Origin of the sequence: Blautia sp. CAG:257, assembly GCF_000433815.1 — a bacterium.
Lineage (GTDB): Bacteria > Bacillota > Clostridia > Lachnospirales > Lachnospiraceae > Blautia_A > Blautia_A caecimuris.
On the sequence record NZ_HF999018.1, the window covers coordinates 38,157 to 61,567 of the forward strand.

Here is a 23,411-nt window from a genome sequence, read left to right on the forward strand (position 1 = left end):
GAAATACAGGCCCTGCGGAAAAGCTCCGCGGGGTTTTCTGTGTCTTTTTGTGATTTTACTATGGTATTTTGCTAAAGTTCATGATACAATGGTGCAAAAATAAATCATAACAGAAGAAAGGCAGGAACGACAATGCAGGTATTATATAAAAGTACCAGAGGTAAAAAAGAAGAAACAGTAACAGCCTCCGTGGCAATTTTAAAGGGGCTTTCAGAGGATGGAGGTCTGTTTGTTCCTACGTCCATTCCAAAGCTTGACGTACCTATGGACCGTCTTTCAGAAATGACCTATCAGGAAACAGCCTATGAGGTTATGAGCCGTTTTCTTACAGATTTTACAGAAGAAGAGCTGAAAGACTGTATTGCCAGAGCTTATGATTCCAAATTTGATACAGAGGAGATCGCTCCTGTAAAAAAAGCAGGAGGAGTATATTTCCTGGAACTGTTCCATGGTTCTACCATTGCGTTTAAAGATATGGCGCTTTCTATTCTTCCTCATCTGATGACAACTGCAGCCAGGAAGAATCATGTAAAAAATGAGATCGTAATTCTCACTGCAACCTCAGGAGATACAGGAAAGGCTGCAATGGCCGGATTTGCGGATGTTCCCGGAACAAGGATCATTGTTTTTTATCCTAAAAACGGTGTCAGCGCCATTCAGGAAAAACAGATGGTCACACAAAAAGGTAAAAACACCTCAGTGGTGGGAATCACAGGAAATTTTGACGATGCTCAGAGCGCGGTTAAGAGGATGTTTAATGCTCAGGAGCTGGCAGCAGAGCTTGACAGAAACGGTTTTCAGTTTTCCTCAGCCAATTCCATTAATATCGGCCGTCTTGTACCTCAGATCGTATACTATGTTTATGCGTATGCAAAACTGGTAAAAGCAGGAGAGATCAATACCGGTGAAAAAATCAATATTACAGTTCCTACCGGAAACTTTGGAAATATCCTTGCTGCTTATTATGCAAAGCAGATGGGACTGCCGATTCATAAACTGATCTGTGCTTCCAATGAAAACAAGGTTCTCTATGATTTCTTCCGGACAGGAACCTATGACAGAAAACGTGAGTTTATACTGACCGCTTCCCCTTCCATGGATATTCTGATCTCCAGTAACCTGGAACGTCTGATCTACCGTCTTACCGGAGAGGATTCCCAGGCGTGTGCGGAGCTTATGAGATCTCTGAGCGAAGGCGGAGAATATACGATCACCGAAGAAATGAAAAAGGGACTGGAAGATTTTTACGGAAATTACTGCAGCGAGGGAGAAACGAGAGAAGCCATCAGCGCTACCTGGTATGGCAGTGATTATGTGATCGATCCTCATACTGCAGTGGCAGCAGGAGTATACCAGAAATACCTTCGGGAAACAGAGGATGCCACTCCTGTTGTGATCGCCTCTACAGCAAGCCCGTATAAATTTGCAAGAAGTGTAATTACTGCTATTTCTGACAGATATGAGGGACTGGATGATTTTGCGCTCTGTGACGCGCTGTCTGCGCTCAGTGGAGTCAGACTTCCGGCAGCAGTGGAAGAGATCCGTACAGCGCCGGTGCTTCATGATACAGTTGTGGCTCCGGAGGACATGCCTGAAGCCGTAAGAAAAATCCTCGGAATCTGAGGCGGAGCGAACTGAACCGTGACATTTTATATAAATTTTATTATTCACATTACAAATAATATGTTGAAAAAATACATATAATAGGGTACAATAGTAATAACAGAAAAGAGAAATCCTGGAATGTGCGAGGCCCCTTTTTATTTTGAACCTACATTGACATGAAGGGACTCCAACATCGCAGATCGTGATGTCAGACCTCTCGTTGTGGTAGGCAGATCATCTGTTGAGGACACCCACCTGGCTTCGGCTAGGCGTCAAAAGGAAGGGAACGGCATTCCGGGACTTTCTGTAAAAAGCGAGCCATATACAGGGCTCTTTTTTATTTATAAAAATGATTCCATGATGTTCTGGCAGACATTGAAGGAAAAAAAAATACATGGTATTGCGGGAGGAAAAGACATGGTAACAGAAAGAAGTTTTGGAACACTGCCGTCCGGCGAGGAAGTAAAATGTTTTCATCTGGAGAACGCCTCAGGCGCTTATGCAGAGGTGCTTTCATTTGGAGCTGTGATCACAAAGATCTGCGTTCCTGACCGTCAGGGGAACCTGATAGATGTAGTTTTGGGATACGATACACTGGAAGGATATATGAAAAACGGATGCTTTTTCGGCGCATGCATCGGACGCAGCGGAAACCGGATAGAAGGCGGACGTTTTAAACTGGACGGACAGGAAGTGATTCTTGCCCAGAACGAGGGAAACAATAATCTCCACAGCGGTCCGGATGGTTTTGAAAAAAAACTCTGGACGGCAAAGCACATAGATCAGGAAAATAACAGTGTGACGTTTTCCAGGATCAGTCCGGATGGAGAAAACGGATTCCCCGGAGAATTCGATATCAGTGTTACATATGAATTTACAGAAAAGAATGCTGTGCGTATTGTTTATACCGGTGTGTGCGATAAGACGACGGTTGCCAATATGACAAACCATTCTTACTTTAATCTTGCAGGTGAAGGCAGCGGAAATGTTCTGGATCAGTATCTGACCATTCACGCTCAGACCTACACCCCGGTAAGAGAAGATTCCATTCCTCTGGGAGAAAATGTTCCGGTAGAAGGAACACCAATGGATTTCCGAAAAGAAAAACAGATTGGAAAAGATATTGAGGCAGAATTTGAACAGCTGAAATTTACAGGCGGATTTGATCACAATTACGTGACAGACGGATATACTCAGGCAGAGATCAGGGAAATTGCCTGCGCCCGCTGTGAAAAAACAGGAATTGTAATGGAGGTTCTCAGCGACTGCCCCTGTGTTCAGTTTTATGCAGGAAATTTTGTGGAACAGGAGGCTGGCAAAAACGGACATACCTATGACAAAAGAGATGGTTTCTGTCTGGAAACACAGGTAGAGCCCAATGCTGTAAATGTTGAAGAGTTCCACTCACCGGTTCTGGAAAAAGGAGAACGTTATTATTCTGAAACCGTTTATCGTTTTTCAGTAAGAGATTAAACATATTTTTCTGGTTTTTCTCATACAATGGTAATATGAGGAAAACCAGAATTTTTTTTAGATATCAGATTTTATTCCTGCTTCTTTTTTCGTGGATGATGCTGTTAAACAGGGCGGCAGAATCGCGGCTGAGAGAAAAACAGGAATACATAAAAGTGGCAGAGCAGCAGAGTCGGTCTGAAAGAGAGACTGTAAAAGAACCGGCACAGAATACAGAGTATCAGGAGAGCTTTGAATCTGAAATACAAAGCACAGGAGAGTTCTCCGGAGCCGGGAAAGAAAAAGTACCGAGTGCGGGAAAAAACAAAGGCGCCGGGAAAGTGGAGACACGGGAGGAAAAAGCCGGAAACATACGGGTTCTTCTTATGACAACAGATTATCAGTCGTATTTTCATCCTCGGGTAACTGCTTTGCGTGATGGAAAAGAGATTGTCTGCAGCTTTGAAAATATGGCGGCTTCAGAGGAACCTGTGGTGATACCGGCTCATGAAAATGGGATTCAGCTTACATCAATACAAAGGCAGTGCGGAAATCCTGTTTATCAGGGAAGTCTGGAGATACAGAGGACCGATCAGGGATTTACTGTGATCAATGAGCTGCCTCTGGAAACGTATCTGGAAGCAGTGGTGCCAAGTGAAATGCCTTCCGGCTATCATAAGGAAGCTTTGAAAGCTCAGGCGGTATGCGCCAGGACCTATGCGTGGAAACAGATGCAGGAAGGACGACTTTCAAAGTACGGAGCAGACGTAGATGACAGTGTAAACTATCAGGTATACCAGAATATCGCTCCTCAGCAGGCAACATCAGAGGCGGTCAGGGACACAGAAGGAAAAATTCTCTGTCAGAATGGAAAGCCTGTTCAGGCATATTATTTTTCAACTTCTTCCGGCGTCACCAGTACAGACGAGATATGGGGAGCGGAGGAACCCGCGCCTTATCTGAAAAGCGTTGACTGTGGTTTTGATTCGGAAGAACCGTGGAGCCAGTGGGAGACAGAGATCCTTTGGGAAACGCTGGAAAGGCGCGCACAGGAAATCCAGGGAGCTTCAGGAAAGCTTCTCGGTGTTTCTGTTTCCAGAATAAATCAGAGCGGCGCTGTAACCGGGCTTCAGGTAAATACAGAAAACGGAGATTTTCTGGTTGAGACCGAGTATGATATCCGTCAGTTTCTGTCCCCAAAGGGAAGTATGATCACAGAAAAGGACGGGACTCAGGTGCAGGGAAGCGAGCTTCTCCCAAGCGCCTATTTTGATATCAGCGCAAAGCCGGGAAATTCTGTGGTTCTCACAGGCGGCGGCTATGGTCACGGGGTGGGAATGAGTCAGACAGGAGCGGACAGAATGGCGGAACAGGGATATACCTGTCAGGAGATTCTTGAGTATTTTTTTAAAGATATTGAAATATTGCAGACTGGGGGCTAGAAACGCCTCCGCTCATGTGCTTGTCACAGGAATATTTTCATGGTATCATAATAAAAGACGTATCTGACTTCAGGCACTGGACAGAAAATAAACCGTCGTAAGCTGGATAACGGGAGAAGTAATTATGGAAAAGAAGAATGATAAGGGAGCTCTTCATCTGGCTCTGGGCTTTATGGAGAGAATGAGAAAAGATCATGTCAGCGCATATGCGGCTCAGGCAGCGTACTTTCTGATCATGTCTTTTATCCCTTTTGTTTTGTTCCTGACCGCGATCGTGCAGTATACACCTCTGACCTACCGGGAAGTACGTCAGGCTATTATGAGTGTTGTACCGGAAAATCTGCAGGGATTTGTTTTAAATATTGTGGCAGAGGTTTTTTCAAAAAGCGCGGCTGTGCTGCCTCTTTCTGCTCTGGTGGCCCTCTGGTCCTCGGGAAAGGGCATGCAGGCTCTGATCAATGGACTGAACACCATTTATCATGTAAAGGAAACACGAAACTGGCTGGTAAACAGAATCTACTCCATGTTCTATATGTTTCTGTTTGTACTTGCCCTGATCGCCAGTCTTTTGCTTCTGGTTATGGGAAACAGGATCCATGTTCTGATTTCCGGATATGTTCCGTTTCTGGGAAATATGATCGGAAGGATCCTGGGGGCAAAAACCTTTCTGGTCTTTGTGATGCTGTTTCTTGTTTTTCTGGTGCTGTACCGGTATCTGCCAAACAGAAGGGCATCTCTGAAAAGCCAGGTTCCGGGAGCTTTTCTGACAGCTGTGGCATGGTCTGTGTTTTCGTATCTGTTTTCTCTGTATTTTACATTTTTTCCGGATTTCAGTATCATGTACGGAAGCCTTTCCACTTTGATCCTGGTTATGGTATGGCTGTATTTCTGTATGAACCTTCTTTTGTACGGAGCAGAGATCAACGCATACTTTGAAAGTCAGTTCCGCCAGGCAAAGCTGTCTTTCTGGCAGCTGATCGCAAGAAAACGCAGGGAATGGAAGCTGGAGCGAAAAAAAGAAATAGACAGGAACTAAAAAAATAACGGAAAAATCTTGACAGGAAAAATTTTCTGTGGCATAGTAAACAAAGATATAAAAGCGTTGAAGGCGTTATAGGGAGTTGTTTTCTTTCAGAGAGAAGAAGTCACCGGCTGCAAGCTTCTTTAAGTTCAGACAGTTCCTCAGTTTCCCGCCGGAGCTGCATTTCTGAACCCCGGAGGCAGTAGGAAATGACGTAGCTGCGCGTTAAGCAGATACTTTGAGCGCCTGTATGTACACGCAGGAAACAGGGTGGTACCGCGGATATTCCGTCCCTCTTTTGAGGGGCGGGTTTTTTGTATATGGAGAAATTACTTCCGTAATATTCTCATATACAAAATAAAGTTCCGGACAGCGGGCACAGTTTACGCATGCCTGCATGCAGGAGACTGTGCACATTGGACGGGCTGACAGGAATGAGCAGGCAGGACAAAAGCCCGGATTGCGAATTGCTGACGATTACGGGAGTGCATAAGCGCAGAGTAATCGACTTTATCAATGATACTGCAGATTTATCCGGCAGGTGCAAATATGAAATGAAATAAGAAAAAAGGAGAATACAACCATGGATATGAAGGAAAAACTTCAGGAACTGGCAGAAGCAGCCAGAAAACGTATTGAAGAAGCTGAAGGTCCTGACAAACTCAATGAAGTAAAGGTGGCTTACCTTGGTAAAAAAGGTGAGCTGACAGCTATTTTAAAGAGTATGAAGGATGTTGCTCCGGAAGACCGTCCGAAAGTAGGACAGCTGGTAAATGAGACAAGAGCAAAAATCGAGGAGCTTCTGGAAGCTTCCAGAAAGAAACTGGAGGAAGCTGCCCGTGAAGCAAAAATGAAAGCAGAGGTTATTGACGTAACCCTTCCCGCGAAGAAGTCAATGATCGGACACCGTCATCCAAATACCATTGCCCTGGAGGAAGTGGAAAGAATCTTTATCGGAATGGGCTATGAGGTAGTGGAAGGTCCTGAGGTAGAGTATGCAGACTATAACTTTACCAAGCTGAACATTCCGGAGGACCATCCGGCAAGAGATGAGCAGGATACATTTTTTATTAACAGCTCCATTCTGCTTCGTTCTCAGACATCTCCGGTACAGGCCCGTACCATGGAGGAAGGCAAGCTGCCAATCCGCATGATCGCTCCTGGACGAGTGTTCCGTTCTGATGAGGTAGACGCTACCCATTCTCCGTCCTTCCATCAGATCGAGGGCCTTGTAATTGACAAAAATATTACTTTTGCAGATCTGAAAGGAACTCTTCAGGAGTTTGCAAGAGAATTGTTCGGACCGGAAACAAAAACAAAATTCCGTCCTCATCATTTCCCGTTTACAGAGCCAAGCGCAGAGGTGGACGTATCCTGTTTTAAATGCGGCGGAAAAGGCTGCCGTTTCTGTAAAGGCTCCGGATGGATCGAGATTCTGGGCTGCGGAACCGTTCATCCAAACGTTCTTCGTATGTGCGGCATTGATCCGGAGGAGTATACAGGCTTTGCTTTCGGTGTGGGTCTTGAGAGAATCGCGCTTCTGAAATATGAGATCGACGATATGAGACTCCTTTACGAAAACGATATCCGCTTCCTGAAACAATTCTAGTAAAGATTAAACATACGAAAGGATATTTATCTTTGCGGTCTCTTCAATCCTGTATCGGGGAACTTCATTGATTTTCCGATACAACCGAAAGGAAGCAGGAGCGAAGCGAGTATTTGCTTTTACGAATCTTATCTATAAACAACAAGAAAGGTGGATATAAACATGAATACATCAATGTCCTGGATTAAAATGTATGTGCCGGATCTGGATGTGACAGCTCAGGAATATACAGATGCCATGACCTTGTCAGGAACAAAGGTTGAGGGCTTTGAAAAGCTGGATGCAGATCTGGAAAAAATCGTAATCGGACAGATTGAAAAAATAGAAAGACACCCGGACGCAGATAAGCTTATTATCTGTCAGGTGAATGTGGGAACAGAAACCGTACAGATCGTAACCGGAGCTCCCAATGTAAAAGAAGGAGACAAGGTTCCGGTAGTTCTGGACGGCGGCCGTGTGGCAGGAGGCCATGACGGCAAAAAAACTCCAGGCGGCGTAAAGATCAAAAAAGGCAAGCTCCGCGGGGTAGAGTCTTTTGGCATGATGTGCTCTATTGAGGAGCTGGGAAGCACAAGAGAAATGTATCCGGAAGCTCCGGAATACGGAATCTATATTTTTCCGGAGGATGCCCCGGTAGGCGAAAGCGCCATCAAAGAGCTTGGACTTGACGATGTTGTTTTTGAATACGAGATCACATCCAACCGTGTAGACTGCTATGGCGTTCTGGGTATTGCCAGAGAGGCAGCAGCGACCTTTAACAAAAAATTCTGTCCTCCTGTTGTAAAAGCTACAGGAAATAATGAGGACGTTTCTGATTACATTAAGGTGACAGTAGAGGATCCGTCTCTTTGTCCCCGTTATACCGCAAGGGTAGTAAAAAATGTAAAAATCGGTCCTTCTCCGAAATGGATGCAGAGATGCCTGGCTGCCAATGGAATCCGTCCGATCAATAACCTGGTTGATATTACAAATTATGTAATGGAAGAATACGGACAGCCCATGCACGCATATGATCTGGATCTGATCGAAGGAAATGAGATCATTGTCCGCAGAGCAGAAAACGGAGAAAAATTTGTAACTCTGGACGGACAGGAACGTATCATGGATGAAAACGTCCTGATGATCTGCGACGGCAAAAAGCCGGTAGGCATTGCGGGAATCATGGGCGGCGAAAACTCCATGATCACAGATCAGGTAAAAACAGTGCTTTTTGAAGCAGCATGCTTTGACGGTACAAACATCCGTCTGTCTTCCAAGAGAATCGGCCTTCGTACGGATGCATCCGGCAAGTTTGAAAAAGGTCTTGACCCCAATAATGCTCAGGCAGCCATTGACCGCGCGTGTCAGCTGATGGAAGAGCTTGGCGCAGGTGAGGTTGTGGGCGGCATGGCAGATGTGTGCAGTGAAACAAGAGAACCGTCCAGAGTGCCTTTTGAGCCGGAAAAGATCAATGGGCTTCTTGGTACAGACCTTACAAAAGAAGAAATGCTGGAATACCTTGGCAGAGTGGAGCTGACTCTTGATCCGGAAACAAATGAGATCGTGGCTCCTACCTTCCGTCAGGATATTCACTGTATGGCAGATGTGGCAGAGGAAGTGGCAAGATTCTTCGGCTATGATAAGATTCCAACCACTCTTCCTACAGGGGAAGCTACCACAGGCCGTCTTCCTTTTAAGCTGAGAATTGAGCAGATTGCAAGGGACATTGCAGAATACTGCGGATTCTCTGAAGCAATGAGCTACTCCTTTGAAAGTCCTAAGGTGTTTGACAGGCTGCGTATCTCTGAGGACAGTGAGCTGAGAAAGGTAATTACCATCAGCAACCCTCTTGGGGAAGACTACAGCATCATGCGTACTACAACTCTGCATGGAATGCTTTCTTCTCTCGGAACAAATTATAACAGAAGAAATAAAGATGTACGTCTTTATGAGATCGGAAAGGTTTATCTTCCGAAATCTCTGCCTCTTACAGAGCTTCCTGACGAGAGAGTTCATTTTACTCTTGGTATGTACGGAGCAGGCGATTTCTTTGATATGAAAGGTGTCTGCGAAGAGTTCTTTGAAAAGGCAGGCATGAAGAAAAAAGTCTCCTATACACCGGACAGCAATAAACCGTACCTCCATCCGGGAAGACAGGCAAATATCATTTATGAAGGAAAGACCGTAGGTTATCTTGGAGAGGTTCATCCGATCGTTGCAGATAATTACAATATCGGAGAAAAAGCCTATGTTGCAGTGATCGATATTATGGATATTCTGGAATTTGCCGGATTTTCTCATAAATTCACAGGAATTGCAAAATATCCGGCAGTTACCCGTGATTTAAGTATGGTTGTACCAAAGGATGTTCTCGCAGGCCAGATTGAAGCGGTTCTGGACCAGAGAGGCGGAAAGATCCTGGAATCCTATGAGCTCTTTGATATTTATGAGGGGGCCCAGATCAAGGAAGGCTATAAGTCTATGGCGTATTCTGTTGTATTCCGCGACCATGATAAAACTCTGGAAGAGGCTGAGATCACAGCAGCTATGAAAAAAATCCTTAATGGTCTTACAGACCTTGGAATCGAGCTGAGAAGCTGATGAAGCTTTATATTCTGAGACATGGAAAAACAGAATGGAACCGTTTAGGCAAGGTTCAGGGATGTGTGGATATCCCTCTTGCAGAAGAGGGGATTTCTCTTGCCGCCAAAGTAGGCAGGGCATTGAAGGAGGTTCCCTTTGATCTCTGCTTTACCAGTCCTCTTACAAGAACAAGGCAGACTGCAGAGCTTGTTCTCGGGGAACGGGCCAAACAGATTCCGGTTATTGTGGAGCCGAGAATCCAGGAGATTAATTTTGGTGTTCTGGAGGGTTCCAGGTTTAAGGATGAAAACGGAACTATCCTCAGTGAGGAAATGAAGACCTTTTTTACAGATCCGAAGAATTTTATCCGGCCGGAAAAGGGGGAAAATATTTCAGATATTCTGAAAAGAACAGAGGAGTTCTGGAAGGAGATCACAACAGCTCCTGATCTGCAGGACAAAACGATTCTGATCTCTTCTCATGGCTGTGCCATACGGGCGCTGCTTCAGAACATCTACCATGATCCGGAAGATTTCTGGCATGGCTGCGTTCCGCCTAACTGCAGCATTAATGTTGTGGAAGTAAAAGACGGACGGGAAATCCTTATAGAAGAAGATAAATTATATGCATAAAAGCCCGGGCTGCCGTGAATGATTTCGCGGCAGCCTGTTTTTGGCCGTGGCAGAAAACAGGAGATGATCCGTTGCTGTGAAGGTGGTGAACAGTAATGATAATCCGGAGTTTGCCATAGTTAGCTGAATATTACAGCTTGTACTGGCGCATATGATATGATATTATGGAAAAAAGGGTAAATTGTGCGTTTATTTGCCCGCTGTACAAGGCGGAGCCTAAGATAATAACCAATGAGGAGGCTTACTATGAGGAAAAAAATTGTAAATGTTGTTTTGTTTCTTGCGGTACTGGCAGCCGCGGTAGCCATGACCCTGTATGTGGGACAGGGCGCGGTCAGCGTTATGGTTTATAATTTTATCTTTCTTGGCGTTATGGTGGCAATTTATGTTGTGGGAATGTTCGGAGGCATGTTCCGGATGAACCATCTTACTCAATCGCTTGAGAATGCAGCCGCAGAGTTGGGAAACCTTTTCCGCAAACCGGGAAGGATCGGAACAGATCAGGTAGAAACACTGAATGGCATTTTTCATCATCCGTATCTTGACGGAACAATGAATTCCTTTACAGACGGTGTTCTGAAAAGTGAAGAGGGCATTGATGATATTGAAGAATATCTCAATGAAGAGGAACTGGATAATCACATACATAAACGACTTCTGGAAATGGTGCCGGATATTTTTACAAGCCTTGGTATCCTGGGAACCTTTGTGGGACTGGTGTGGGGACTTAAAAATTTTGAGCCCTCCAATTATGAGGCTATGACAACTTCGGTGGCCTCTCTTGTAGACGGCATCAAGGTTGCCTTTCTTACGTCTATTTATGGTATTTCTCTGTCCATTGTCTATACCTATGGAATGAAGATCGAGTACTCTTCCATGGCAGAGGCCCTGCAGGCATTTCTGGCAAAGTTTCACAGTCATGTAATGCCTTCCGCAGAAAATGAGTCAAGAAATCTTCTGATCTCCAGCCAGAAGATCCAGACAGCAGCCATGAACCAGATGGCAGAACAGTTTTCCGTACAGATGGCGGACAGCTTTGAGAAAGTGATCACTCCTACCTTCAAAAAAATGAATGATTCTCTGGATACGCTGGTATCTTCTGTTACCCGGTGCCAGGAAGACGCGATACGGGAGATCCTGAATGTATTTTTAAAGGAAATGAACGATTCTTTCGGAGTACAGTTTTCGGAGTTTGGAAAAACATTGTCCCAGCTGAAAGAGGCTCAGGCAGACAATGTGAACTACACTACGAATCTTTACCAGGCAATGAGCAGACAGCTCAGCGATTCCTATGCGCAGCATGAGCAGATCATGAAAAAGATCATGGAGGATGCAGGCGCTTCTCATAAAGAATATATTGAGACAGCGAATCGTATTGTTCAGGATAACCAGCTGATCCAAAAACAGCAGCAGGCAGATTACCAGCATCTTGCGGATTATCTCAAGGAAGCAGAAACATCATCTGCCAAATTCTGGGTAGCCTGCAATCAGACCATGCAGAAATATGTGGAAGCTGCGGCTCAGGGTATGGACAGAGTGTCTTCTGCCGGCAAAGTAAGCGGAGAGGTTCTCGCTGCCAATAAACGTGTAGTTGAGGCATTTGACGCAAAAATGCAGGAGTTTGCAGAATATCAGAAAAGATCCTACCGTACCATGGAACAGGTCCGGAGACTGCTTGCAGATATTTCTGTGGCGAAAAATAACGGGGAGATCCGCCTCAGCGCAGGAAAGACCGCTCAGACGGAAGCTCTGGAGCAGCTGAAAGAAATCCTGGAGGCGCAGGGAGAACAGCAGCAGGAGCTTCTGGAAGAAATGTCAGGAAATATAAGGGAGCTGTCCAGAAACGCACAGAAAGGAAAATTCGGCTTATTCAGATAAAAGGAGAAACAGATGCGCAAAAAAAGAAAATCAGAAGACGGGGGATTTAATGTCTGGCGTTCTTATTCAGATATGATGGCAGGCGTATTGCTTTTGTTTGTACTGATCATGTGCGTGACCCTGTTTCAGGCACAGAAAAGCTATAATGAAAGTATTGAGGAACGGGATGAAAAGATTGCTCTGCAGGAGGAGTATACTCTGGAGATCCTTGCCCAGCAAAATGAACTGAATGAGAAGGAAGGTCAACTGAAGGATCAGAACGAACAGCTGAAAACACAGGACGAAAAACTGAAGGATCAGGAAACGCTGCTTTCGGAGCTGGCAGCCAAGCTGAAGGATCAGGAGGCGACACTGAGCACACAGAAAGCGGATCTGGATGAAAAAACAGCTCTTTTAAAGGAACAGCAGGCCCAGATCGACCAGATCATCGGAGTAAAGGCTGATGTGATCGAGGCTCTGAGACAGGAATTTGCAAAAAATAATATCAACGTGGATATTGATACACAGACAGGCGCTCTGACTTTGGAGGCAAGCGTTTTGTTTGATTATGATGAAGCAGAACTGACAGAAGAAGGAAAGCAGGCGCTGGAGCAGGTTCTTCCCATCTATTGTAAAGTTCTTCTTCAGGAAGATTACAGGCAGTATCTTGCAGAGATCATTATTGACGGATATACGGATACAGACGGTGATTACAGCTATAACCTGTATCTGTCCCAGCAGCGTTCTCTGGCAGTGGCTCAGTATCTTCTGGACATTCAGGGCAATTTTCTTAGCGGGGATCAGAGCCAGCAGCTTCAGGATTATCTTACAGTCAATGGTCATTCCATGGCCAATCCGGTTCTGGATGCCAACGGAAATGTAGATAAAGACGCGTCCAGGCGTGTGGAGGTAAAATTCCGTTTAAAAGATGATGAGATGATCGAAGAGCTGAACAAGGTGATGACAGAAGCAGATGCTGAAAATAACGCTGCAGACAACACAGAGAAGAAAACTGCGGAAAAATCACAGAAACAGCCGGCTTCCTAAAATCAGGGACTGTATGTTTTCGGAACAAGAACTGCAGATGCGGCATAAAATAACAATAACATGGTTTATGTACTGCGAGCACAGGGAATACTCTGTGGAAGGAGCTATATAAACATCAGGAAAGGTATTGCACATGAATGTATTTTTTGGACTGATGATTCCGTTTGTAGGAACGACTTTTGGAGCTGCCTGCGTACTGTTTATGAAAAAGGAACTGAATCCTCTGGTTCAGAAGGCTTTTCTGGGCTTTGCGTCAGGGGTGATGGTGGCGGCGTCCGTATGGTCGCTTCTGATTCCGGCTATGGATATGAGTGGGTCAATGGGAAAGTTTGCTTTTATCCCGGCAGCGGCGGGACTGCTTCTGGGAGTGGGATTTCTGCTTGTGATGGATAAGGCGGTACCGCATCTTCATCTTGGCAGTGAAGAGTCTGAAGGTCCGAAGGTGGCTTTAAAAAAAACAACAATGCTTGTCCTTGCGGTAACTCTTCACAATATTCCGGAAGGGCTGTCTGCCGGAGCGGTATTTGCAGGTGTGCTGGCCGGAAATGATACAGTGACCATGGCAGGAGCCTTTGCGTTGGCAATTGGCATTGCCATTCAGAATTTCCCTGAGGGAGCCATTATTTCCATGCCTCTCAGAGGCGCGGGGATTTCCCGGGGGAAAGCCTTTCTCTGGGGTGCGGCTTCAGGTATTGTGGAACCCATTGCAGGAGGCGTTACACTTCTTCTGGCATCGCAGATCCAGCCCCTTTTACCCTATCTCCTTGCTTTTGCAGCAGGAGCCATGATCTATGTGGTTGTGGAAGAACTGATTCCGGAGGCAAATGAGGGAGAACACAGCAATGTGGGAACCATTGCCTTTGCGGTGGGCTTTGTGCTGATGATGGTGCTGGATGTGGCTTTGGGATAAAGGAAAGAGGTTATAATAAAACAGCGATCTATGTCCTGACAGAATTTCAGAAAGCTGCAGTCAGTCGAATGTGTTAAATGAACATGTATACAGTATGCGATAACTGAGAAAATATAAATAAAAAAAGCTTGCAATGGCGGAGGTACTATAGTATAATCTAAGCTGTTGTAAAAAAGATGGTCCTCTGTTACAGAATTTATGTATTAAGAACATCCAGAAGAATAGGAGAGAAAAACATGAACGACATTATCAGAAACATTGAAGCTGCTCAGTTAAAAGCAGAAGTGCCGGAGTTCCGCACAGGTGATACTGTAAGAGTACACGCACTGATCAAAGAGGGAAACCGTGAGAGAATCCAGATCTTCGAGGGAACAGTCCTGAAGAGACAGGGTGGAAGCACAAGAGAGACTTTCACAGTAAGAAAGAGCTCCAACGGAGTAGGCGTTGAGAAAACATGGCCGCTTCATTCCCCACATGTAGTTAAGGTAGAAGTAATCCGTTACGGTAAAGTACGCCGTGCAAAACTGAACTACCTGAGAGATCGCGTTGGTAAAGCTGCTAAGGTTAAAGAGCGCGTTAGATAATGACAATTTCAGAGATTTAAAAAGCAGGGACAATAACGACAGCTATTGTCCCTCTTTTTTCAACAGTTGTTGCTCTGATTTTGTTTTGTGCATGGAGAAATCAGATATGGACATCGCAAAAATTAAAAACTGGAAAGAGCATCCGAAGGTTCTGGAGCTGAAAGCAAAGCTGGAAAACAAAAAAGTGCGGGATTCTCTGCGCTGGATCTTTGAGCTTGCCGTTACCCTTGTATTCGCTGCCCTGGTGGCGGTATTAATGTTTCAGACCGTTACCATGCAGGAAAGCTCCATGGAGCCCACTCTTGCAGTGGGGGATCGCTTTTTTATGAATCAGGCAGTATATAAATTTTCTTCTCCTCAGAGAGGAGATCTGATCGTGTTCCGTACAAATGCCAGTGATGATGCAGCTCTTCATATCCGTCGTGTTATAGGACTGCCCGGAGAGACTGTTCAGATCCGGGACGGCGTGATCTACATAGACGGAGAAGTATATGACGAGGCGGCAGACTACCCGGAAATCCAGAATCCGGGACTGGCAGAGAATGGCGTGAGCCTGAAATCCAATGAATATTTTGTACTGGGAGACAACAGAAACAACAGTGAGGACAGCCGGTATGCAGATATCGGTACAGTAAAAAAACGCTATATTGTGGGTAAGCTCTGGTTCCTCTGTTCGCCCATAGAAAAAGTGGGATTTTTGAAAGGCTAGGTAATATATGAACGTACAGTGGTATCCTGGTCATATGACCAAGGCAAAAAGACAGATGCAGGAAGATCTTAAGCTGATCGACCTGATCATAGAGCTGGTTGACGCAAGAGTTCCTCTTTCCAGCAGAAATCCGGACATTGACAGACTGGGACAGAACAAGTCCAGGCTGATCCTTCTGAACAAAGCGGATCTGGCAGATGAAAGACAGAATGAAGCCTGGAAAGAATATTTTCAGGGAAAAGGCTTTCATGTGGTAAAAGTAGATTCCCGAAACGGAGCAGGAATGAAAAATATCCAGAATGTGATTCAGGAGGCCTGCAAAGAAAAAATAGAAAGAGACAGAAAACGCGGAATCAAAAACCGTCCTGTCCGGGCTATGGTGGCAGGAATCCCCAATGTGGGAAAATCTACATTTATTAATTCATTTGCAGGCAAGGCCTGCGCCAAAACAGGAAACCGTCCCGGTGTTACAAAGGGAAAACAGTGGATCCGTCTGAATAAGAATGTAGAGCTTCTTGATACGCCGGGAATCCTCTGGCCGAAATTTGAGGATCAGGAGGTAGGGATCCGTCTGGCTTTTGTCGGCTCTATCAAAGACGATATTCTGAATATGGAAGAGCTTGCACTGACTTTGATCGGATATCTGAAAGAAAAATATCCGGGCGTATTAAATGCCCGTTATGAGGTAAGTGAAGAAGAGGAGAACCTGGGTGTTCTGGAAGGAATTGCCAGAGCCAGAGGCTGCCTGAAAAAAGGGGAAGAGCTGGATTATGCCAAGGCTTCGGGGATTCTTTTTGACGATTTCCGAAGCGGAAAGCTTGGCCGTATTACCCTGGAATGGGCGCCTGCGGAGTAAAAAAGATGAAAACGATCACAGAGATAAAAAATGAGTTTGCCTCTGCTTCTTTAGAGGAAAAGAAAGCTCTCTGTCAGCTGTATGCAGAGGATGAGAGAAGCGGAGTAAGGAAGCTGATTGAGAAGTGCCGTAAAGAAGAAGCAGCTCTTGAAAAGGAGCTCTTACGTATGGAGCACATGATGGAATACGAACATAAATATGAGCATCTGGGATATTTATGCGGTATTGACGAAGTGGGAAGGGGACCTCTTGCAGGCCCTGTGGTTGCCTGCGCTGTGATCCTTCCAAAAGATCATGGGATTCTTTACCTGAATGATTCCAAAAAGCTGACTGCAAAAAAGCGGGAAGAGCTTTATGAGGTGATTCTTGAGAAGGCAGTTTCAGTGGGAATTGGAATGGCAGGACCTGCCCGCATTGATGAGATCAATATTCTTCAGGCAACCTATGAGGCTATGCGCCAAGCAATCGAAAAGCTTTCTGTACGGCCGCAGCTTCTTCTCAACGATGCAGTGACCATTCCGGCAGTGGAAATCCCCCAGGTTCCCATTATCAAGGGAGATGCCAAAAGCGCTTCTATTGCCGCAGCCAGCATTGTGGCAAAGGTTACAAGGGACAGGCTTATGGAAGAGTATGATGCGGCTTTGCCGGAATACGGATTTGCCTCCAATAAGGGATATGGTTCTGCGGAGCATATAGAAGCCTTAAAAAAATACGGGCCGTCCCCTATCCACAGAGCCAGCTTTATTACTCATTTCGTATAGAGAAAAACGAAAAGGCAAAAGCTCTTTCGGGAAGTAATTACATAAGATACCTACACAGACAGGAAATGAGAGAGAAGGATCAATAAACGTGAGCTGGGCAGTCGTTATGAAAAACAGGCGGCTGCTTTTTTAAAACAACAGGGATTGTATATAAAAGCCCGGAATTTCCGCTGCAGATCAGGGGAAATAGACCTGATCGCCAGAGACGGAAGATATCTGGTTTTTGTGGAAGTAAAGTACCGGCATACTTCCGGCAGCGGCGGAGCATCGGCAGCGGTAAATTATAAAAAGCAGAAAATGATCAGCCGGGCTTCTCTGTTTTATCTTGTACGCTATGGGTATCCGGAGGATACGCCCTGCAGATTTGATGTTGTGGCTATTGACGGACAGAATATCCAGTGGATAAAAAATGCTTTTGATTACTGCGGATAAAAAAGGAGAGATTTTATGAAAATCCTATGGCATCAGGAAAACATGCCTCATATGAATGTCAGAAAAAATAAGGGAGTGACTTATCTTACCTGGCCGGAGTTTGAAAAAATTCCGGGTTTTGTACACGGGTTCAGCACCAGGCTTGGAGGAGTCAGTGAGGGGATTTATTCTTCTATGAATCTGAGCTTTACAAGAGGCGATAAGGAGGAGGCTGTGCGGGAAAACTATAACAGGATTTCTGCTGCCCTGGGCTTTTCGCCGGAGGACATTGTAACCTCGGATCAGACCCACACTGCCAATGTCCGTGTGATAACCGCTGAGGACAGGGGAAACGGAATCACAAAGCCCCGTCCTTACACGGATGTAGACGGAATGATAACCAATGTGCCGGGCCTTGTACTGGCAACCTTTTATGCGGACTGTGTGCCTCTTTATTTTGCAGATCCTGTTCATAAGGCAGTGGGCCTTTCTCATTCTGGATGGAGAGGTACTGCGGCAGGGATCGGGGCGGTTACGGTAAAAGAGCTTCAGAAGCATTATGGGACCCGCCCGGAGGATATTTATGCGGCTGTAGGGCCTTCCATCTGTCAGGACTGCTATGAGGTCAGTGAAGATGTGATCCTGGAATTTCAGAAAACATTTTCCAGGGAATTATGGAAGGATATTTTTTACAGAAAAGAAAACGGGAAATATCAGCTGAATCTCTGGGAGGCAAACCGTCAGATCCTGCTTGGGGCAGGGATTCTTCCGGAACATATTTCCATGCCGAATCTCTGTACCTGCTGCAATCCGGAGTTCCTTTATTCTCACAGGGCCTCTCAGGGAAAAAGAGGAAATCTGGGAGCGTTTCTGGGAATAAAGCGGTAAGACAGGGGTTCATCCGGAGAACCTTATTCTGCAGCGTTTTTACAGATGCTGTCCTGAATGATAAGTAAAAGCAAAAAAAAAGCACAGAAGTCTGTGCTTTTTTTGATGACAGAAACTATTATTTACTGTCCGTTTACTCTGGTCATCAGATCCATGATCTTTTCGTTGCTGGAGCGTACCTTTTCAACAGAAACATCATGATTGATAATATCGATAATACTTGCAAGATATTTGCTCATATTTGCTTCTACATAGTACGGTTTGGTAAGAAGCTCCGGAATACGGTAGTTCAGGTTTGTGGTGATAACCTTATCGATCCAGCCTTTTTCATAATATTCATCGAATTTAGCCAGTCCGTCTGTGAACAGTCCGTATGTAGTGCAGATAAACACACGTTTTGCGTGACGCTCTTTGATCTGCTTTGCCACATCCAGCATACTCTCTCCGGAGGAGATCATATCGTCGATAATAACAACGTCCTTGCCTTCTACAGAATCGCCAAGGAACTCGTGTGCCACGATCGGGTTCTTTCCATTTACGATAGTAGAGTAATCTCTTCTCTTATAGAACATACCCATGTCTACGCCAAGGATATTGGAGAAATAAACCGCTCTTGACATAGCGCCCTCGTCCGGGCTGATGATCATCAGATGATCGTTGTCCAGTTTGAAGTCAGGAACATTTTTTACAAGCGCCTTCAGGAACTGATAGGTTGGGAAAAAGTTGTCAAATCCATTCAGCGGGATGGAGTTCTGTACACGGGGATCATGAGCGTCAAAAGTAATGAAGTTGGATACGCCCATATCGCTTAATTCTTTCAGTGCCAGAGCGCAGTCAAGGGACTCTCTCTTGGAACGGCGGTGCTGACGTCCTTCATACAGAAATGGCATGATCACATTGATTCTGTGAGCCTTTCCTGTAGCTGCGGAAATGATTCTTTTCAGGTCCTGATAATGATTGTCCGGGGACATATGGTTCTCGTGACCGCATACAGTGTACGTTTCGCTGTAATTTGTAACATCCACCATAATAAAAAGGTCTGTTCCGCGGACGGATTCTTTGATATAGCCTTTTCCTTCTCCGGTGCCAAAGCGTACACATTCACATTCTACAAGGAAGGATGGTTCGCAGTATCCCTGAGGAATGATCTCAGATTTTTTCTTGGCAACCAGCTCTTTACGGAATTTTACAAGTTTCTTGTCAACCTCCTTTGCAAGATCCTGACAGCCGGAAAGGGCTGCAATACGAATCGGCGCAACCGGAAGGGATTTTTCAAGTAACTCTATATTCGGCATAATTTTCCTCCTGAGTTTTGTTTATATTTTGTTTATAAAAAATAAAACCATAATACATTTATATCATTTGCCCCAAAGCCCGTCAAGGAATTTATTGTTTTTCGCCTGTAAAAATCATATTGTATACAAAAATGTACGCGATTCAGTCAGAGCAGAAGAATGAACAGATCTGTCTGCCGTGGATTCGATAAGAGCGTATTTTGCCAGGCGGGTTCCGGGATTTGGTCAGCAGAATGCGAAAATGCCCTGTGGAATATTGCCGGTGAAGGGCTGCTCCTGCTGTTTCTGTGTAGGCGGCTGCTCTTTATACTTGACAGCGCAGGCTGGGGTGATATAAAATTTGCAGTTGTTTTTTATGTGTAAAATTGTTATGATGATTACAGCTTACAGTACGGACAGCAGGCGACAAGGTGTGTCTGTACAGGCGGAAGAAAGGGATTTTATGAAAAAAAAGAAGCATATCATCTCCAGGGTCCTGCCGGGAAGTATTGCCCAGGAACTGGAGCTTAAGCCGGGAGATATCCTGGCTGCTATAAATGACACTCCGGTGGAGGATGTTTTTGATTATCGTTATCTGATGAACGATGAATTTGTGACACTTCTCATTGAAAAAGCAGACGGCGAGCTGTGGGAGCTGGAAGTGGAAAAAGAATATGAGGAAGATCTGGGGATCGAGTTTGAAAACGGGCTTATGGACGAGTACCGCTCCTGTACCAACCGCTGTATTTTCTGCTTTATTGACCAGATGCCTCCGGGAATGAGAGAAACTCTTTATTTTAAGGATGACGATTCCAGGCTTTCTTTTCTTCAGGGAAATTATGTGACTCTGACAAATATGAGCCAGAAGGATATTGACCGGATCATTCAGTACCGTCTGGAGCCCATTAATGTTTCATTTCAGACAATGAATCCTGAGCTTCGCTGCAAAATGCTTCATAACCGCTTTGCAGGAGAGGCTCTTTTAAAGGCAGATCAGCTTTATGAGGCCGGGATTACCATGAACGGTCAGATTGTTCTCTGCAAGGGTGTTAATGATGGAAAAGAACTGGAATTCAGTCTGGAAAAGCTTTCTGCATATGCGCCTGTGCTTCAGAGTGTGTCTGTGGTTCCGGTAGGGCTTTCAAAGTTTCGTCAGGGCCTGTATCCTCTGGAGCCTTTTAAGAAAGAGGATGCGGTAAAGGTTCTGGAGCAGATTCACCGCTGGCAGGAAAAAATGTTCCGGGAGCATGGGATCCGTTTTGTACATGCGTCTGATGAGTGGTATCTCCTTGCGGAACAGGAGCTTCCGGAAGAGGAGCGCTATGACGGATATCTTCAGCTGGAAAACGGAGTGGGAATGCTGAGACTTCTGGAAACAGAGGTGCGAAGCGCAGTGGATGCCCGTCCGGGAGATGACAGAGCGGCGGAAATGACCATTGCCACAGGAAAGCTTGCAGGCCCGTATCTGGAAAAGTGTGTAAAAATGATACAGGAAAAATATCCGAATATAAAGATTCGTGTAAAGGTGATCACCAACAACTTTTTCGGGGAGCTGATCACAGTTTCAGGACTGATCACAGGAACTGATCTGAAAGAGCAGCTTGCAGGCCTGGATCTGGGAGAAAGGCTTCTGATCCCCTGTAATATGCTTCGAAGCGGGGAGGATATTTTCCTTGATGATGTTTCTGTGCGGGAACTGGAAGATGCGCTGGGAACGGAAATTGTAGTTGTAGATGAAAACGGAGCAGATCTGGTGGCTTCTGTACTGGATGCTCCGGATCATAATAAACAGATAAGGAGACAGATGTATGAGCAAACCAGTAGTAGCCATCGTGGGCAGGCCTAATGTGGGTAAGTCCACGCTGTTTAATGCGCTTGCCGGAGAGATGATTTCTATTGTAAAAGATACTCCGGGCGTTACAAGAGACAGGATTTATGCAGATGTAACATGGCTGGATAAGTCCTTTACCATGATCGATACAGGCGGAATTGAGCCGGAGAGCGGAGATATTATTTTATCTCAGATGAGAGAGCAGGCCCAGATCGCCATTGACACTGCGGACGTGATTGTTTTTATTACAGATGTGCAGCAGGGTCTGGTGGATTCTGATGCGAAAGTGGCAGATATGCTCCGCCGCAGCAAAAAGCCTGTAGTGCTTGTGGTAAATAAGGTGGACAGCCTTCAGAAATATATGATGGATGTTTACGAGTTCTATAATCTGGGAATCGGCGAGCCGATTGCCATTTCAGCGGCAAACCGTACCGGCCTGGGCGATATGCTGGACGAGGTGGTAAAAGAATTTCCGGAAGACGCAGATACAGAGGAAGAGGATGACATTCCGAAGATCGCTGTTGTAGGAAAACCTAATGTAGGAAAGTCATCTCTGATCAATCATCTTCTGGGAGAAGACCGTGTGATCGTTTCTGATATTGCCGGAACCACCAGAGATGCAGTTGATGCCAGAGTAAAATGGCAGGGTCGGGATTACATTTTTATTGATACAGCCGGTCTTCGCCGGAAGGGTAAGGTAAAGGAGGAGATTGAGCGATACAGCGTGATACGTACAGTAACAGCTGTGGAACGGGCCCATGTGGTAGTGATCGTTATTGACGCTACAGAGGGCGTTACAGAACAGGATGCAAAAATTGCCGGAATCGCTCATGAAAGAGGCAAGGGCGTGATCATTGCTGTAAATAAATGGGATGCCATTGAAAAGGATGACAAAACCATTTATAAACACACCAACCGTATCCGCGAGGTACTGGCATATATGCCTTATGCGGAGCTTGTATTTATTTCCGCAAAAACAGGACAGAGGATCAACCGTCTGTTTGAGACCATTGACGCAGTAATCGAAAATCAGACCCTGCGTATCCAGACAGGTGTGCTGAACGAGATTCTTTCAGAGGCCATTGCCATGCAGCAGCCGCCGTCTGACAGAGGCAAGCGTCTGAAAATTTATTATATGACTCAGGTGGGAGTAAGACCACCGACATTTGTGATCTTTGTCAATGACAGAGAACTGATGCATTTCTCTTATACCAGATATCTGGAAAATAAGATCCGTGATGCATTTGGATTCAGAGGAACTTCTCTGAAATTTATTATCCGTCAGCGGGGAGAGAAGGAATAGGAGCGGTTATGGAGCGTTTGATTTGTCTGGCCATCGGATATGTATGCGGGCTGTTTCAGACTTCTTACATTATCGGAAGGCTTCATAAAACAGATATCAGAGAACACGGAAGCGGAAATGCAGGAACTACCAATGCCCTGCGTACCTTTGGAAAAAAGGCGGGGATCCTGACACTTCTGGGGGACTGTCTGAAGTGTGTGGCAGCGATTGTTCTTGTGCGTGTTTTCCTTGGAAAGACTTATGGAGATATTCTTCCGCTTCTGAGTCTGTATGCGGCGGCGGGCTGTATTCTGGGACATAATTTTCCTTTTTACCTGAAGTTCCGGGGAGGAAAGGGAATTGCTGCTTCGGTGGGTTTTATCCTTGCCTTTGACTGGAGGATCTTCCTGATATGCGCAGTGATCTTTTTTGCGCTGTTCTTTACGACCCATTATGTGTCCTTATGCTCTCTGAGTGCTTATCTGGCTGCTTTTGCGGCAATCATCGTTCTGGGTCAGGGAGGGGCCTATGGCATGGATGCTTCTCATACCATGGAAATGTATGTGGTTATGGGGCTGCTTACAGCGCTGGCTTTTTTCCGCCACAGAGCAAATATTATGCGGCTGGCAAAAGGCACAGAGAACCGTGTTTATCTTGGGAAAAAAGATAAAAAATAAG

At 45.4% G+C, this 23,411-nt stretch carries 21 protein-coding genes, 1 other RNA gene and 1 other annotated feature; of the genes, 21 read left to right on the forward strand and 1 reads right to left on the reverse strand.

Going from position 1 to position 23,411, the window contains the following annotated elements; genetic code table 11:
• The first annotated feature begins 132 nt into the window (after window positions 1-132).
• The 18 genes from thrC (at window position 133) to pgeF (ending at window position 18,346) form a co-directional block, all read left to right on the forward strand.
• A complete protein-coding gene (gene thrC, locus QVP40_RS03790; RefSeq protein WP_022067167.1) occupies window positions 133-1,623 on the forward strand; it encodes a threonine synthase in 1,491 nt (496 codons plus the stop codon).
• A gap of 109 nt (window positions 1,624-1,732) precedes the next feature.
• A non-coding RNA gene (gene ssrS / locus QVP40_RS03795) (6S RNA) lies at window positions 1,733-1,910 on the forward strand.
• A 112-nt stretch (window positions 1,911-2,022) separates the two neighbouring features.
• Complete coding sequence (locus QVP40_RS03800; RefSeq protein WP_022067168.1) at window positions 2,023-3,078, forward strand: aldose epimerase family protein; 1,056 nt, start codon at window positions 2,023-2,025, stop codon at window positions 3,076-3,078.
• A 155-nt stretch (window positions 3,079-3,233) separates the two neighbouring features.
• Window positions 3,234-4,499 (forward strand): SpoIID/LytB domain-containing protein, encoded by a 1,266-nt coding sequence (locus QVP40_RS03805; RefSeq protein WP_022067169.1) that lies wholly within the window; start codon window positions 3,234-3,236, stop codon window positions 4,497-4,499.
• A gap of 124 nt (window positions 4,500-4,623) precedes the next feature.
• On the forward strand, window positions 4,624-5,535 hold the full coding sequence (locus tag QVP40_RS03810) for a YihY/virulence factor BrkB family protein (protein ID WP_022067170.1): 912 nt from the start codon (window positions 4,624-4,626) through the stop codon (window positions 5,533-5,535).
• Between the two features lie 57 nt (window positions 5,536-5,592).
• Window positions 5,593-5,818: a binding site (T-box leader), on the forward strand.
• Between the two features lie 118 nt (window positions 5,819-5,936).
• Window positions 5,937-6,083, forward strand: coding sequence for a hypothetical protein (locus QVP40_RS03815; RefSeq protein ID WP_288200311.1), 147 nt, complete (start codon window positions 5,937-5,939; stop codon window positions 6,081-6,083).
• A 26-nt stretch (window positions 6,084-6,109) separates the two neighbouring features.
• Window positions 6,110-7,129: a phenylalanine--tRNA ligase subunit alpha gene (pheS, locus tag QVP40_RS03820; RefSeq protein ID WP_138269939.1), complete on the forward strand. Its 1,020-nt coding sequence runs from the start codon at window positions 6,110-6,112 to the stop codon at window positions 7,127-7,129.
• Between the two features lie 162 nt (window positions 7,130-7,291).
• Window positions 7,292-9,709, forward strand: coding sequence for a phenylalanine--tRNA ligase subunit beta (gene pheT / locus QVP40_RS03825; RefSeq protein WP_022067172.1), 2,418 nt, complete (start codon window positions 7,292-7,294; stop codon window positions 9,707-9,709).
• The gene (locus QVP40_RS03830) at window positions 9,709-10,323 is read left to right on the forward strand and encodes a histidine phosphatase family protein (RefSeq protein ID WP_022067173.1); all 615 of its coding nucleotides are present in this window, start codon (window positions 9,709-9,711) and stop codon (window positions 10,321-10,323) included. The genes pheT and QVP40_RS03830 overlap by 1 nt, the downstream gene beginning before the upstream one ends.
• Window positions 10,324-10,569: 246 nt before the next feature.
• On the forward strand, window positions 10,570-12,201 hold the full coding sequence (locus QVP40_RS03835; RefSeq protein WP_022067174.1) for a MotA/TolQ/ExbB proton channel family protein: 1,632 nt from the start codon (window positions 10,570-10,572) through the stop codon (window positions 12,199-12,201).
• A 12-nt stretch (window positions 12,202-12,213) separates the two neighbouring features.
• Complete coding sequence (locus QVP40_RS03840) at window positions 12,214-13,227, forward strand: OmpA family protein (RefSeq protein ID WP_022067175.1); 1,014 nt, start codon at window positions 12,214-12,216, stop codon at window positions 13,225-13,227.
• 133 nt (window positions 13,228-13,360) lie between these two features.
• Entirely contained in the window at window positions 13,361-14,137 is a 777-nt protein-coding gene (locus tag QVP40_RS03845; RefSeq protein WP_022067176.1) for a ZIP family metal transporter, read from the forward strand.
• Between the two features lie 236 nt (window positions 14,138-14,373).
• A complete protein-coding gene (gene rplS / locus QVP40_RS03850; protein ID WP_022067177.1) occupies window positions 14,374-14,721 on the forward strand; it encodes a 50S ribosomal protein L19 in 348 nt (115 codons plus the stop codon).
• Between the two features lie 106 nt (window positions 14,722-14,827).
• The gene (gene lepB / locus QVP40_RS03855; RefSeq protein WP_022067178.1) at window positions 14,828-15,430 is read left to right on the forward strand and encodes a signal peptidase I; all 603 of its coding nucleotides are present in this window, start codon (window positions 14,828-14,830) and stop codon (window positions 15,428-15,430) included.
• Window positions 15,431-15,437: 7 nt separating this feature from the next.
• On the forward strand, window positions 15,438-16,286 hold the full coding sequence (ylqF, locus tag QVP40_RS03860; RefSeq protein ID WP_022067179.1) for a ribosome biogenesis GTPase YlqF: 849 nt from the start codon (window positions 15,438-15,440) through the stop codon (window positions 16,284-16,286).
• Window positions 16,287-16,291: 5 nt separating this feature from the next.
• Window positions 16,292-17,047 carry a ribonuclease HII gene (locus tag QVP40_RS03865; protein WP_022067180.1) on the forward strand — a complete coding sequence of 252 codons (756 nt, stop codon included), beginning with the start codon at window positions 16,292-16,294 and terminating at the stop codon, window positions 17,045-17,047.
• A 78-nt stretch (window positions 17,048-17,125) separates the two neighbouring features.
• Window positions 17,126-17,479, forward strand: a complete 354-nt coding sequence (locus QVP40_RS03870) for a YraN family protein (RefSeq protein ID WP_138269903.1) — start codon at window positions 17,126-17,128, stop codon at window positions 17,477-17,479.
• 15 nt (window positions 17,480-17,494) lie between these two features.
• A complete protein-coding gene (gene pgeF / locus QVP40_RS03875) occupies window positions 17,495-18,346 on the forward strand; it encodes a peptidoglycan editing factor PgeF (RefSeq protein WP_022067181.1) in 852 nt (283 codons plus the stop codon).
• Between the two features lie 122 nt (window positions 18,347-18,468).
• Here the strand turns inward: pgeF and QVP40_RS03880 are convergent, their stop codons facing one another.
• Window positions 18,469-19,641 (reverse strand): ribose-phosphate pyrophosphokinase, encoded by a 1,173-nt coding sequence (locus QVP40_RS03880; protein ID WP_022067182.1) that lies wholly within the window; start codon window positions 19,639-19,641, stop codon window positions 18,469-18,471.
• 373 nt (window positions 19,642-20,014) lie between these two features.
• On the opposite strand from QVP40_RS03880, the gene QVP40_RS03885 reads away from it, so the two are divergent.
• Genes QVP40_RS03885 through plsY form a run of 3 tightly spaced genes read left to right on the forward strand, consistent with a single transcriptional unit; the run spans window position 20,015 to window position 23,410 of the window.
• The gene (locus QVP40_RS03885) at window positions 20,015-21,466 is read left to right on the forward strand and encodes a DUF512 domain-containing protein (RefSeq protein ID WP_288200313.1); all 1,452 of its coding nucleotides are present in this window, start codon (window positions 20,015-20,017) and stop codon (window positions 21,464-21,466) included.
• The gene (der, locus tag QVP40_RS03890) at window positions 21,429-22,754 is read left to right on the forward strand and encodes a ribosome biogenesis GTPase Der (protein WP_022067184.1); all 1,326 of its coding nucleotides are present in this window, start codon (window positions 21,429-21,431) and stop codon (window positions 22,752-22,754) included. The genes QVP40_RS03885 and der overlap by 38 nt, the downstream gene beginning before the upstream one ends.
• Window positions 22,755-22,762: 8 nt before the next feature.
• A complete protein-coding gene (plsY, locus tag QVP40_RS03895) occupies window positions 22,763-23,410 on the forward strand; it encodes a glycerol-3-phosphate 1-O-acyltransferase PlsY (RefSeq protein WP_022067185.1) in 648 nt (215 codons plus the stop codon).
• The last annotated feature ends 1 nt before the right edge of the window (window position 23,411 follow it).